10 protein-coding genes are annotated in these 14,402 nt (G+C 45.6%); 8 read left to right on the top strand and 2 right to left on the bottom strand.

Annotated features, from left to right (window positions below; translation table 11 throughout):
- Window positions 1–139: 139 nt before the first annotated feature.
- Window positions 140–934 (top strand): sporulation protein, encoded by a 795-nt coding sequence (locus tag ABXS78_RS13265; RefSeq protein WP_366247591.1) that lies wholly within the window; start codon window positions 140–142, stop codon window positions 932–934.
- Between the two features lie 34 nt (window positions 935–968).
- Here the strand turns inward: ABXS78_RS13265 and ABXS78_RS13260 are convergent, their stop codons facing one another.
- On the bottom strand, window positions 969–4,172 hold the full coding sequence (locus tag ABXS78_RS13260; protein ID WP_366247590.1) for a DEAD/DEAH box helicase: 3,204 nt from the start codon (window positions 4,170–4,172) through the stop codon (window positions 969–971).
- A 115-nt stretch (window positions 4,173–4,287) separates the two neighbouring features.
- The gene (locus ABXS78_RS13255; protein WP_366247589.1) at window positions 4,288–4,782 is read right to left on the bottom strand and encodes a PTS glucose transporter subunit IIA; all 495 of its coding nucleotides are present in this window, start codon (window positions 4,780–4,782) and stop codon (window positions 4,288–4,290) included.
- 253 nt (window positions 4,783–5,035) lie between these two features.
- Between ABXS78_RS13255 and ABXS78_RS13250 the strand changes: the two genes are divergently transcribed.
- The 7 genes from ABXS78_RS13250 to ABXS78_RS13220 all read left to right on the top strand — a co-directional run bounded on the left by ABXS78_RS13250 (window position 5,036) and on the right by ABXS78_RS13220 (window position 14,342).
- Complete coding sequence (locus ABXS78_RS13250) at window positions 5,036–6,625, top strand: peptide chain release factor 3 (RefSeq protein WP_366247588.1); 1,590 nt, start codon at window positions 5,036–5,038, stop codon at window positions 6,623–6,625.
- Between the two features lie 171 nt (window positions 6,626–6,796).
- On the top strand, window positions 6,797–8,785 hold the full coding sequence (gene uvrB, locus ABXS78_RS13245; RefSeq protein ID WP_366247587.1) for an excinuclease ABC subunit UvrB: 1,989 nt from the start codon (window positions 6,797–6,799) through the stop codon (window positions 8,783–8,785).
- A gap of 5 nt (window positions 8,786–8,790) precedes the next feature.
- Window positions 8,791–11,670, top strand: a complete 2,880-nt coding sequence (uvrA, locus tag ABXS78_RS13240) for an excinuclease ABC subunit UvrA (RefSeq protein ID WP_366247586.1) — start codon at window positions 8,791–8,793, stop codon at window positions 11,668–11,670.
- Between the two features lie 123 nt (window positions 11,671–11,793).
- Complete coding sequence (locus ABXS78_RS13235) at window positions 11,794–12,141, top strand: YojF family protein (protein ID WP_095224118.1); 348 nt, start codon at window positions 11,794–11,796, stop codon at window positions 12,139–12,141.
- Window positions 12,142–12,156: 15 nt separating this feature from the next.
- The gene (bshB2, locus tag ABXS78_RS13230; protein WP_366247585.1) at window positions 12,157–12,831 is read left to right on the top strand and encodes a bacillithiol biosynthesis deacetylase BshB2; all 675 of its coding nucleotides are present in this window, start codon (window positions 12,157–12,159) and stop codon (window positions 12,829–12,831) included.
- A gap of 27 nt (window positions 12,832–12,858) precedes the next feature.
- Window positions 12,859–13,971: a DUF4097 family beta strand repeat-containing protein gene (locus ABXS78_RS13225; protein WP_366247584.1), complete on the top strand. Its 1,113-nt coding sequence runs from the start codon at window positions 12,859–12,861 to the stop codon at window positions 13,969–13,971.
- Between the two features lie 14 nt (window positions 13,972–13,985).
- Entirely contained in the window at window positions 13,986–14,342 is a 357-nt protein-coding gene (locus ABXS78_RS13220) for a phage holin family protein (protein WP_095224115.1), read from the top strand.
- The last annotated feature ends 60 nt before the right edge of the window (window positions 14,343–14,402 follow it).

The following is a 14,402-nucleotide window of genomic DNA, read 5'->3' as shown; positions in this document are numbered from 1 at the left end:
CAAGCCTTTAAAAATAAGTACTAGTTTTGATAGTACCATAAAAAGAAAATTATTCCTTTTATTTTTTAGATAAAGGAATAATTGAAACTATTTTCCACTCCACGCGTATACAGTCTAACCAATAATATGAGGTGATTATATGTCTATTTTCAATAAATTGATTGCTAGTGTTGGAATTGGTTCAGCTAAGGTGGATACAAAGATCAGGAATAATTATTTCGTTCAAGGAGAGATTCTGTATGGTGTCGTTGAAATAAAGGGCGGCGTAACTGACCAAGAGATCGACTCTATCAATCTGAAACTGATGACGGTGTATGGACATGAGGATAGTGATCGTCTGTCGCAGGCAGTTGTGTATACGCATAAAGTGAATGAGCCGTTTATTATCTCAAAAGGGGAAAGAAAGGAGATTCCATTTTCTTTTCGAATTCCTTTGGATACACCAATTACGATGCAGGATCCTAAGACATTCAAGAATGTACCGCCGGTTTGGATCGGTACGGATGTGGATGTGAAGAATGCAGTTGATTTAAGTGACATAGATCATATATCCATTGAGCCGACAGAAGTGCATGAAAATATCATCGATGCAATAAAGGTAATCGGATTCAGATTCAGGCAAATGGAAAATCAGAAGCCTCCATACGGAATCAAGATAGCCAGACCGTATATTCAGCAGTACGAATTTATCCCTACCCATGGAAGATACTTAAAGAAACTCGATGAACTGGAGGTTTATATCCTGCAGGACGAGTATGAGACGACGATTTACTTTGAAATAGATAAGCGAAGCAGAGGCGTATTTTCTTCATTAATGGAGAACTTGAATTTAGACGAGCATAGAGGAAGTGTTTCGTTTAAGAATGAAGAAATCTTGAATAACAGAAGTCTGGTAAGTGATAAATTCGATGAGATAATCGAATCTGTATTATAAGAAAAAGGAGCAAGCCACATGGCTTGCTCCTTCCTTATTCTACCTGCATGGATAGCAGGCTGCGTATTTCTTCTTCTGAAAGTGTGTTAAGCATCGTTTCACCAGGCTGGATGATTTGATCGACAAGCGCTCGTTTACGCTGCTGTAACTCAAATATTCGTTCCTCGATCGTTCCGCGTGTAAGCAGGCGGATCACCTGAACGACATTTTTCTGTCCGATACGGTGTGCCCTTCCAGCAGCTTGCTCTTCTACAGCTGGATTCCACCATAAGTCAAAGAGGATAACGGTATCAGCACCTGTCAGGTTTAGTCCTGTCCCCCCGGCTTTCAAGCTGATCAGGAAGCCGTCTTTTTCTCCTTCGTTGAACGCTTCTGCCATCTGCATTCTTTCCTTGGCAGGTGTACTGCCATCCAGATAGAAGACGTCCGTTTCATCCAGTGCCTGCTGGATAATTCCCAGCATGCTGGCGAACTGGGAGAAAATCAAGAATCGTTTATTGCTTTGCTTCAATTCTTGGATAACCTGGAGCAGCTGCTCCAGTTTACCTGATTGGCCGCTGTAGTTCTCAATGAACAAAGATGGGTGACAGCAGATTTGGCGCAGTCGTGTCAGTCCTGCAAGTATTTCGAGTTTACCGCGATCGAAACCTTTCTCTGCAATCGTCTGATCGATCTTCCTACGTATACGCTCCAGATAGGCGACATACACTTCTTTTTGTTCCTGCGTAAGATCTGAATAGTTCGTTGTCTCGATCTTTTCAGGAAGCTCGTGCAGAACGTCCGTTTTTACTCGTCTTAGGATGAATGGACGTGTCATCCGGGCGATCTTTTCCGGTTCCAAATCAGTGAATGACCTCCGGCTGCGGAATAGACCAGGTGAGATCGTGTGGAAAATCGACCACAGCTCCTCAAGCCTATTTTCGATTGGGGTGCCACTCAATGCAAATCGTTTACCAGCTTGAATCAGTCCGACTGCTTTGGCAGTTTGCGTTGCATGGTTTTTGATTGCCTGCGCTTCATCCAGGATCAGACTATCGAACACATGCCCAGCGTACACATGATGATCAATCCGCAATAAAGGATAAGACGTGATGATAATATCATGCTCTTCCAGCTGGGAAAGCTGTTCCTGCCGTTCTGCTGCCGAGCCGGAAATAACTAGTGTACGCATGCTTGGAGCGAATTTCTCAAATTCCTTCTGCCAATTATAGAGCAGAGAGGAAGGTACGACGATCAGAGCAGGGCGTGCATCTGGGTTAGCTTCTCGTTCTGATGTGAGATAGGTAATCGTCTGCAGTGTTTTTCCAAGTCCCATATCATCGGCCAGAATACCGCCGAGTCCGTAATAAGCTAGTGTTTTCATCCATTTGAAGCCAGTCAGCTGATAATCCCGCAGTGTTGCCTGCAGTCCAGATGGCAAGTCAAACTCGATTTGTTCCGGATGGCGAAGCCGCTCAATCAGTGTCTGGAATGCTGCTTCCATTTCAGCTCCGCGTAAGGACTCTTCTACTTGCATACTTTGAGCAATCGGTACGAAAATATGCTGATTATTCAGCTGGTTCTTTTTGATTTGCATCTGTTCAAGGAAGTCTTGGAAGTTCTCCATGGATTCCTGCTCCAGATCGAGCAATGCACCATCTGGGATACGGTAATATCTTTTCTTCTCTACCATTGCCTGCAGGACATTGCTAATATGTGCCTCTGATAGACCGGAAACATCAAAGCTGATTTCAAGCATCCCTTTTTCCTGCTGCAGTCTGACGGAAGAGGAAACCTCATGCTGATCATCGGCCTGCATCGCTTGCACCCGACTGGATATATACACTTCAGCCACTTCTTGTAAAGCTGGCAGATGCTCATGAAGGAACACATACATATACTCTACATTGAGCAAGTGGAAACGGCCTTTGGAAAAGCGGAATCCAGCTGCATGCAATTGCTGAAGGACTTTGTCTTCCTTAGCGGGCTGACGTTTGATGACAGGCATATCTGACTGCTGTTGTCCTGGCTGGATGACGTGATCTCCATAATGGAAAGATACACTGGCGTGCAGTACATCGTCCGTCTCATCTAAAAAGACTTTTGCAACAAGGGGAGCCATTTCGACTTTGCTCCGGACTGTTTCAGCAACATGCACATGTCCGATTTGTTCCAGCTTGCCAACAACCTGCGACACAAAACGGTCCACGTTCTTATCCGATACAGTCTGAGGTGTATCATGGCGATAAGGAAGGATGGCGAACAGTTCCTTGACCAATTCCCGCTGGTCGGGAGGTACAGGATATAGCGTGTCATCCTTGACTAGGTAATGGTAGTTTTTGATATATTCATATGCTGCGATATCCTGTACTCCTAGCTGCAGCATGTCGTCTTCATCCGTCGAAAGATAGAAGTCCAACCGTGCTGGCTGACTGCTCACTTGAAATGTATCCATCGGTTCAGTATGCAGCAAATGGAGTGAGGCACCTGCATCTGCAAGCTGCGGCAGCAAAGTCTTGGCTAGTGAAGGCGTCAGCTTGATCGCGCGTTTTTCCGACTGAAGGGAAGAAGCTGTGAAATCATGAATCATACTGTTCTCACAAGCTTCCAGCAATCGCTCCAGGATAGCTTTGTCCTCGGGGGTAACAATATGTACACGAGGATCGAATGCAAAACTCGGCGTCAGCTGATAGCGGGTTTGATGCAGCACACTTCGGAGAAAGTCCTCAGCTAGGCGCACGATGTAGGTGCGGGCTGTACCTGCCTTCAGTTCGACCTCGAAGACCGTGTTACCGTTCGTTTGCATAAAGCGCTGTTCGACCTTATATTCCAGCTTCAAAGTTTCCGGAGGCTTGGATGTCAGTCGTTCGGAAGGAGATACGAATGCTTGTACAAGCCGATCCGTAAAATCAGTTTGACGGGCAGCTGTCGGTGCAGCTGTTTCTTCGGTAACTGTGTATCCATTACTGTCAAACCGGTTCCGGCTGACCGCGATCAGAACGGCAGCGATATGCTTGCATGTATAATGGGTGTGATAGGCGGGGCAGCTGCACACACCATCAAGATCGTCGTCCTCAAAGAAGAAAATCCGTACAGGATAGTTTTCGGTGCCGCGGACAACAGCCTTCCATTGGTTGATGGATGGCGTGAAGCTCAGACCTTGCACACGCCCTTTATTGACATACTCCAATCCTCTTCGGTAGAATCGATCGCCTGTCACTTTGATGATATCTTGTTTGTCGAGAAAATAAGATTGCATGAAAGCCCAGTCTCCAGTCTAAAAAAATCATTATCCTATCATTATAACAGATATAGCTATAGCCTTCCCTAATAGGGCAAAATAAAAAACGACAGCACATGGCTGCCGTTTCAATTTATTTCTTCTTGACTTGGAATATCTGAGTTTCTCCAGCGATAGCTTGTTCCGGGTAGAGTGCTTCCAATGTGTACTCGCTTGCTTCGTAGTTGGTGACGATCACCGGGGTGATGCTGCTTTTCGCATTTGCTTCGATGAATGCTTTTTCGAAGGTAACGAGCTTATCGCCAGCAGAGACTTTATCGCCTGCTTTGACAAAAGTCTCAAAGCCTTCTCCCTTCAGATTGACAGTATCCAGACCGATATGAAGGAGCAGCTCCAACCCCATTTGTGTTTTCAAGCCGATGGCATGCTTTGTTTCAAACACTTGAACGACTTCTGCATCAATAGGACTGACAATTGTCTCATCTGTCGGTTCAATAGCGATACCGTCTCCCATCATCTTTTCGGCAAACACTGGATCAGGTACTTCCTCAAGCGGGACCACTCTGCCATTGACAGGGCTTACAAAACTTTCTTCCGTAATATTCTTACCGAATAGTTTCTTTAGCATATTATGTCTCTCCTCGGGATAGATCGAATTTTGATGAAAATCTTATTAGTATCATATTAAAGCGTTTTCTCCTTGTGGGTCAATGAAAAACATCCAGTCAGTTGGATATTGCCTAAAAGCGCTAACATTAGGTATAGTAGAGAAAGACTGATTTTTGGAGCGGAAATGAGGTTTGACGCAGTGTGATATAAGAAATCAATCACAAAGACAATCAGGCTATACGAATGATAATAGAACGGTAGGTAATGAACCGATGCAAATAAAACAAGAAGTACAGAAGCGTAAGACTTTCGCCATCATTTCCCACCCGGATGCCGGGAAGACGACAATGACTGAGAAATTGCTCGTATTCGGGAATTTGATTCGTACTGCAGGTACGGTAAAAGGAAAGAAATCAGGCAAATTCGCAACATCTGACTGGATGGAAATCGAAAAGCAGCGTGGAATTTCCGTTACATCATCTGTAATGAATTTCCCATATAAAGATTATCAAGTGAATATCCTGGATACACCAGGACACGAAGATTTCAGTGAAGATACGTACCGGACGCTGACGGCTGTGGATAGTGTTGTCATGATTATCGATGCGACAAAAGGGATCGAAGCACAGACATTGAAACTATTCAAAGTTTGCCGGATGCGCGGTATTCCGATCTTTACTTTCATCAACAAGCTTGACCGGGAAGGCCGCGAGCCGCTGGAGCTTTTAGAGGAAATCGAAAGCGTATTGGATATCGAGACTTATCCAATGAACTGGCCAGCAGGAATGGGCAAGCGTTTCCTAGGTATTTTCGATAGATACAACAAGCAATTTGTCCGCTTTAATGGAAATGAAGAAGAATCATTCATTCCTTACGATGAGCTGGACGATCCGGCGTATGCCGATTTAACAGGCAATTCCACTTTTGAGGATACGAAAGGTGAACTGGAGCTTTTAGAGGAAGCCGGCGACCAATTCTCATTGGATCGTGTGCTTGCTGGTAAGCAGACACCAGTTTTCTTTGGAAGTGCACTTGCACCATTCGGGGTACAGACTTTCTTTGATACATTCGTTAATCTTGCACCTGCGCCGGGCAGCCGCCGCACGACAGAAGGTATCATGTCTCCCGAGAAAGAAGAGTTCTCTGGATTCATCTTCAAGATTCAGGCAAACATGAACCCGGCTCACCGTGACCGGATTGCTTTCCTGCGGGTCTGCTCAGGTAAATTCGAGCGTGGTATGAGCGTCAATTTATCTCGTTCAGCTAAGCCGATCAAGCTTTCCCAGTCACAGCAATTCGTCGCATCATCCCGTGATACAGTCGAAGAAGCTTATGCCGGCGATATTATCGGTATTTACGATCCGAACATCTACCGAATCGGGGACACACTCGTCGAAGGCAAAGCGAATTTTGAATTTGATGAGCTGCCGCAATTTCCGCCGGAAGTGTTCAAGAAAGTTACCGCCAAAAACGTTATGAAAGCCAAGCAGTTCCAGAAAGGTATCGAGCAGCTTGTTCAAGAAGGAGCAATCCAGCTGTTCCGCGGTAAACGCGACAACAGCTATATCTTAGGTGCAGTCGGAGAGCTTCAGTACGAAGTATTCGAATATCGAATGAAAAACGAGTATAATGTAGAAGTGGTATTGGAATCGATGGGAGAACGCATTCCTCGCTGGCTGAAAGCCGAGCAAGTGGATGAACGCCTATTCGACGAGCGCAGTCTGCTCGTACAGGATCGCGAAGGGGATTACTTGGCATTGTTCAAGAACGATTTCGCCCTCCGCTGGTTCACGGATAAAAATCCGAAAGTCGATTTGATTGATCTATTCGAGGTCAACCAATACGACCAAGCTTCTAACTAATAATAAAGCCGTCAATTTTTGGCGGCTTTTTGCTATCTATTTGTTTATGTTTCGTATATTAGGTAAACATCTATACTAGCAGGTATGTGGAATTTTAAACGAATGTTTGTTCGTGTTTTTATATATTTTATGCTATGATGAAAATAGCAAACAGAACGGAGGAATTTGGCATTGAAGGAAAAGGAAACGTTTGAGTTAGTATCTAAATACAGCCCTCAAGGCGACCAGCCGAGAGCAATTGACCGTCTTGTTGACGGTATCCATCAGAAAAAGCGGCATCAGACATTGCTAGGTGCGACGGGTACCGGTAAGACGTTCACTATTTCAAATATGGTGAAGGAAATTAATCGCCCAACCCTTGTCATTGCCCATAACAAGACATTGGCGGGTCAGCTGTACAGTGAGTTCAAGGAATTTTTCCCAAACAATGCAGTTGAATATTTCGTCAGTTATTATGATTATTATCAGCCAGAAGCATACGTACCGCAGACTGATACCTTCATCGAGAAGGACGCAAGCATCAATGATGAAATCGATAAACTGCGCCACTCTGCTACATCTGCTCTTTTCGAGCGCAATGATGTGCTGATTGTGGCAAGTGTGTCCTGTATCTATGGTTTAGGTTCCCCGGAGGAATATAAGAGCCAGGTGCTGTCTGTTCGCGTCGGTATGGAGAAAGATCGGGATGAGCTGCTTCGTAATCTAGTTGACATCCAGTATGCACGAAATGATATCGACTTCCAGCGCGGAACCTTCCGTGTACGCGGCGATTCTGTCGAGGTCATCCCGGCTTCCAAAGAAGAGCATTGTATCCGTTTTGAGTTCTTTGGTGACGAAATCGACCGGATCCGTGAAGTGGATGCGCTGACAGGCGAAATCATCGGCGACCGCGAACATGTCGCGATTTTCCCTGCATCCCACTTCGTAACCCGCGAAGAAAATCTTAAAAAAGCTATCGTTAATATAGAGAAAGAGCTCAAGGATCAGCTGGCTGTATTCAAGGAGCAAGGCAAACTGCTGGAAGCACAGCGTCTTGAGCAGCGTACAAACTACGATTTGGAAATGATGCGGGAAATGGGCTTTTGTTCGGGTATTGAAAACTACTCGGCTCAGCTTACCTTCCGTGAACGTGGTGCTACGCCGTATACACTATTGGACTTCTTCCCGGACGACTTCCTTGTCGTCGTCGATGAGTCCCATGTTACGCTGCCGCAGATAAGGGGAATGTTCAATGGTGACCAAGCGCGTAAAAAGGTGCTTGTAGACCACGGCTTCCGTCTGCCATCTGCAATGGATAACCGGCCGCTCACATTCGATGAATTCGAGAAGAAGACAGAACAGCTTGTCTATGTCTCTGCAACTCCGGGACCTTATGAAATCGAACATACACCGGAAATGGTCGAGCAGATCATCCGGCCTACAGGATTGCTTGATCCGGAAATCGACATCCGTCCGATTGAAGGACAGATTGATGATATTATCAGTGAGATTTATAAACGGACAGAAAAGAATGAGCGTGTATTGATCACGACACTCACGAAGAAAATGTCTGAGGATTTAACCGATTATTTGAAAGATATCGGTATTAAAGTTGCTTATTTGCATTCAGAAATCAAAACGCTGGAGCGAATAGAAGTAATCCGGGATTTGCGCGTTGGGAAGTATGATGTACTTATCGGAATCAACTTGCTTCGAGAGGGATTGGATATTCCAGAAGTTTCCCTTGTTGCTATCCTTGATGCGGATAAGGAAGGATTCCTGCGATCCGAGCGTTCGTTGATTCAGACTATGGGACGGGCAGCTCGTAATGAGAATGGGCATGTCATTATGTATGCAGATAGAATCACCGACAGTATGCAAAAAGCAATAGATGAGACGACTCGACGCCGTGAAATCCAAATCGCTTACAATAAAGAGCATGGCATCACACCGCGGACGATTCAGAAGGAAGTACGGGATGTCATTAAAGCTACGATTAGTTCCGAAGAGTCCGGAACAAATAAGAAAGATACACCGGATTTGACGAAGCTGACGAAGAAAGAAAAAGAACAAGTCATAGCCAAGATGGAAAAAGAAATGAAACAGGCTGCACGCGACCTCAATTTCGAGCGCGCTGCCGAGCTTCGTGATCTTGTATTGGAACTTAAAGTGGAAGGGTGAAGAAAGTGGCGAAGAAAAATATTTCTGTCAGAGGCGCCCGCGCCAATAACTTAAAAAATATCGATGTTGATATACCAAAGGATAGTCTAGTCGTATTGACTGGACTGTCAGGTTCAGGGAAATCCTCGCTCGCTTTTGATACCATTTACGCAGAAGGACAGCGGCGTTATGTGGAATCTTTATCTGCATATGCCCGCCAGTTCCTTGGCCAGATGGACAAGCCCGATGTGGATTCAATCGAAGGCTTGTCGCCAGCTATCAGTATCGATCAGAAAACGACAAGTAAGAACCCGCGCTCTACAGTCGGAACCGTTACGGAAATCTATGATTACCTGCGTCTTCTGTATGCCAGAGTAGGACGTCCGACTTGTCCGAGGCATGGTATTGAAATCAGCTCTCAAACAGTGGAACAGATGGCCGATCGAATTTTGGAATTCCCAGAGCGTTCTCGATTGCAGGTACTTGCACCTGTAATCTCCGGTAAGAAAGGTGAGCATGTGAAGGTGCTCGAAAAGCTTAAAGCGGAAGGCTATATCCGTCTTCGTGTTGATGGAGAAATGATGGAGATTCATGATGACATCAAGCTGGAGAAAACAAAGAAACACTCTATCGAGGTTGTTGTCGATCGTATTGTCATAAAAGAAGGTGTTACTGGTCGTTTGACAGATTCCTTGGAAACGGCACTTGCGCTTGGAGACGGAAAAGTCATCGTGGACGTGATGGATGTCGAGGAGCTGCTTTTCAGTGAGCATCACGCTTGCCCGATTTGCGGATTCTCTATTGGAGAACTGGAGCCTCGCATGTTTTCTTTCAACAATCCTTTTGGTGCGTGCTCGTCCTGCGACGGACTTGGTACGAAATTAGAGGTCGATCCCGATCTTGTCATCCCGAATAAGGATTTGACACTGCGCGAGGGTGCCATTGCTGCATGGGAACCGACTAGCTCCCAATACTATCCGAAGCTTCTGGAAGCTGCCTGCAGCCATTTTGGTATCGATATGGATGTACCAGTGAACAAACTGCCGGAGGGACAGCTTGATATCCTGATGAACGGTAAGAAGAAGGACAAGATTCACTTCCGCTATGAAAATGATTTTGGCCGCGTCAGAGAAAGCAATATCGAGTTCGAAGGTGTTCTGACTAATATTGCTCGGAGGTATCGGGAAACAACATCCGATTTCATCCGTGAACAGATGGAAAAGTATATGAACAACCGCCCGTGTCCGAAATGTAAAGGTCACCGCCTGCGTGAGGAATCGCTCGCGGTTCTTATCAACGGACATCATATCAGCAATGTTACAGCCAAATCCGTGATTGAAGTGAAGCATTTCATGGAGGACCTTGAATTGAACGAGAAGGAAAGACAAATTGCCTTCATGATCACCAAGGAGATAATAGACAGGATCACATTCCTGAATAATGTCGGCTTGGATTATTTGACGCTTTCCCGTTCGGCGGGCACATTGTCTGGCGGAGAAGCGCAGCGTATCCGTCTTGCTACACAGATTGGATCAGCTTTAACTGGTGTCTTGTATGTACTGGATGAACCTTCCATCGGACTGCATCAGCGTGATAACGACAGACTGATCGAAACGATGAAACGAATGCGTGATCTTGGCAATACGCTTGTCGTAGTTGAGCATGATGAGGACACGATGATGGAAGCGGACTGGCTAATTGATGTCGGACCTGGGGCTGGTGAACATGGCGGGCAAATCACGAGTCAGGGAACACCTGCAAAGGTGATGAAAGATAAAAAGTCCCTTACTGGACAATATTTATCTGGTAAGAAATTCATTCCGCTGCCTTTTGAACGACGCAGTCCAGATATGGAGCGTTCCATTGAAATCATCGGAGCAGAAGAAAATAACTTGAAGAAAGCATCTGCCAAGATTCCGCTTGGTTTGTTCACAGCGGTGACAGGTGTTTCTGGATCCGGTAAAAGTACATTCGTCAATGAGATCCTGCACAAAACTCTGGCACAGAAGCTTAACCGGAGCAAAATAAAACCTGGTAAACACAAAGAAATTAAAGGATTGGAGCATCTGGACAAGGTGATCGATATTGACCAGTCTCCAATCGGGCGGACTCCTCGTTCGAACCCGGCTACGTATACCGGTGCTTTCGACGATATCCGTGATGTGTATGCCAGCACGAACGCTGCAAAGGTTCGCGGCTATAAAAAAGGCCGTTTCAGCTTTAACGTGAAGGGCGGACGATGTGAAGCTTGCCGCGGTGATGGAATCATCAAGATTGAGATGCATTTCCTTCCAGATGTTTATGTGCCATGTGAGGTTTGTCACGGTAAACGATATAACCGTGAAACACTTGAAATCAAATATAAAGGTAAGAGTATTGCAGATGTACTGGATATGACGATTGAAGAGGGATTGGAGTTCTTTGCCAACATCCCGAAAATCAAGCGTAAATTACAGACGATATCTGATGTAGGTCTTGGCTATGTAAAACTTGGACAGCCTGCTACGACATTATCCGGCGGTGAGGCGCAGCGCGTGAAGCTTGCCAGTGAATTGCATAAACGCAGTAATGGTAAGACATTCTATATTCTGGATGAGCCGACAACCGGCTTGCATGTAGATGATATTTCCCGATTGCTGAAAGTGCTTGAGCGTATTGTGGAAAATGGGGATACCGTCCTTGTTATCGAACATAACCTCGATGTTATCAAAACAGCTGACTACCTTATCGACTTAGGTCCTGAAGGCGGGGATCGAGGCGGAGAGATTGTAGCGACTGGTACACCGGAAGAAGTGGCAGAGGTGCCTGCATCTTACACTGGGAAGTACTTGAAGCCGATTCTTGAGCGTGACCGCGAACGTACGACTAGCCAGATAGAGTATGCAACGCATGTTGCGGAACGCTAAAAAGATACAGCGTGGCTTTTGCCCGCTGTATCTTTTTACATAGGAAAACGTCAAGATGAGCATTACAGTGGAATTTGTAGTAAAATATTTGTTTAGATATAGCTTTGGAAGGAGCGACTTACGGTGAAGCCGATTGATTTGAATGAAGTGCAAGAACAAATAGATGCATTTGCTGGAAAAAAAGTGTTTATACATCTGGAAACGACAAATGGTGCATATGCTAATCATGTAAACGAAAAAGCGTACAATGTTGGTGCTTTTATCCGGAATGCACAGATGACTTATGAGCATGGCAAGATAAAAGGTGCTGGAACGGCCTATCGCGTTGGATTGAAAACAGACAATGGCTGGGTTTACGCAGAAGGACTGAATGCGTGGGAATTGGATGATAAGAATCGTCTGCTCATGGCTGGTCATGATCGGGAAGGCCGATTGATGGTTTCATTGGAAATAAGCGAGACAGCGTTCTAAGGAGGAGCAATAATCATGGAAAAACACGTAGTAGTCATCTTCCCGCATCCGGACGACGAAGCTTTCGGAGCTGCTGGTACAATTGCTAAGTTCAGACAGGAAGGTGTGCCGGTTACATACTTGTGCGGTACATTGGGAGAAATGGGACGCAATATGGGTAATCCAACTTTTGCGACTCGTGAGTCTTTACCTGAGATTCGGAAGAAGGAATTGCAAGATGCTTGCAAAGTGATGGATGTGGAACTGCAGATGCTCGGTTACCGGGACAAAGTGCTGGAATTCGAGGATCTTTCGAAAGTCAGTGATCATTTGAAAGAGCTGCTTGAGAAAATCAAACCGACACTTGTAATCACGCATTATCCGGAATATGCAGTTCACCCGGATCATAATGCACTTGGTGCAGCTGCGATCGATGCTGTGTCACGGATGGAGGAAAGTACCCGTCCGAAAGTTTGGGCGCAGGCGTTTATGCGCGGATACCAGGAGATCTTAGGAAAACCTGACGTCGTACAGGATATCCGTCCTTTTGTAAAAACGAAAGTGAAGACGATTCTTTGCCATAAATCCCAAGCGCAAGGTGTGCTTGGAAATGTCACTGGAGCAGAACTTACAGAAGAGAACATGGAAGCCATCGCACTGGAACATTTCAAAGAGGAAACATTCTATACTTGGAACTTCGAAAACATATAATCCGTATATGTGAAAAGGAGGCTATGTATGAGAACAGAGAGAAAGAGAATTCTGAAACAGCTGGAAGAGGGGAAGCTCACAGCCGAGGAAGCAGAACTGCAGCTTGCGGCTCTTGATGAGCGGGCCTTTGGTGCTTTGCAGGAGCAGGATACCAACGAAGAGAAGGAACTGGTAGTCCAGGAGCTTGTGACGGCAGGTGAAGAATCTAAAACGCAGCGTACCGGGGGCAAGACAGTCAAGAAAAAGACTGTCGGTCCGAAAGTGCTGCAATATGTTCAGCAGGCTTTCAGTAAGATAAAGAATGCTGACCTGGATTTAAATTTCGGCGATCATTATACGGTAGAGCATATTTTCCAAGCAGATGAGACATTCGCGAAATTGGAGCTGAAAATCTATAATGGCTCGATTACGGTCAAGAGCTGGAATGAGCCTTTGGCACGGCTAGAGACGAAAGCGAAGGTCTATCAGGAGGAAGATGAGCAAGCAGCAAGGAAACGGTTCACTGATAAAGCATATTTCGCTATTGCAGATGGCAAGCTGCAGTTTTCCCTGCAGGATAAACGAATCAAACCTGAAATTACATTGTACGTTCCGGAAGCTGTATATGAGGAATGTATCGTAAAGACCTTCAATGGCACGATTCGTGTAGATTCCGTTAGCAGCACGAACATATATTGCAAAACGACGAATGGAAGTATCGATCTGCAAGGAGGAGGCGGTTCAATCGTCAGTGCTGAAACCTCCAATGGCAGTATCAAGCTGAAGCAAGTGACAGCAAAGGATCTTCTGTGTGAGTCCGTTAACGGCTCGCTTCGACTGGAAGGAAGCTTCCGTAAGCTGGATGCGCAAACGTTCAATGGCAGCATCCATTGCGAGTGGCATAATGAGGATCCTGACAGTGCCTTCTTCAAGGCCACCAATGGAAGTATTCGCTTGAAATCTTTAGCGGCGATCCCGCTTAATGGACGGATTACGACAAATATCGGATCCCTGCATTGTGATTTGGATGAATATATCGTCATTGATGAATCGAAGGAAGTTGTCAAAAAGGCTCTCAAATTCGAAACGCATCCAGCTGCAACGGAGAAGCTTCACCTGGAAGCGAACACGAAGACAGGTTCTGTCTGGGTCCTTCCGTAACATGGAGATAGTTTATGCTTAGATGGATTTTGACGCTATTGCTGAACAGCGTGTCACTGGTTATCGTCAGCTATATATTCGATTCTTTTTATCTAGAGGGATTTGGTACCGCCATCTTGGCAAGTTTCATTTTGTCGGTGCTTAATCTCCTAGTGCGGCCAGTGCTGATCGTGTTGACGCTGCCGTTGACTGCTTTGACATTTGGATTGTTTTTGTTTGTTATCAATGCAGTAACTTTAATGATCACACAAGGTCTCATTGGAGAGACTTTCATAATCGAGGGATTCGGTACAGCGATCATTGCGGCAATCATCCTGGCATTGCTGAACCTTATCCTGAATTGGCTCATCCGTGATCGGATTACGAGCTGAAGGAAGCTCTGCGGCAACAGCTGCAGGGCTTTTTTGTGCCTAGGTATCTATCTTTTCTGG

This window comes from Terribacillus aidingensis (assembly GCF_040703035.1).
Taxonomy (GTDB): Bacteria; Bacillota; Bacilli; order Bacillales; family Amphibacillaceae; genus Terribacillus.
Note: the sequence above shows the minus strand (reverse complement) of the source record. Positions and strands in the feature narration are given on the sequence as shown.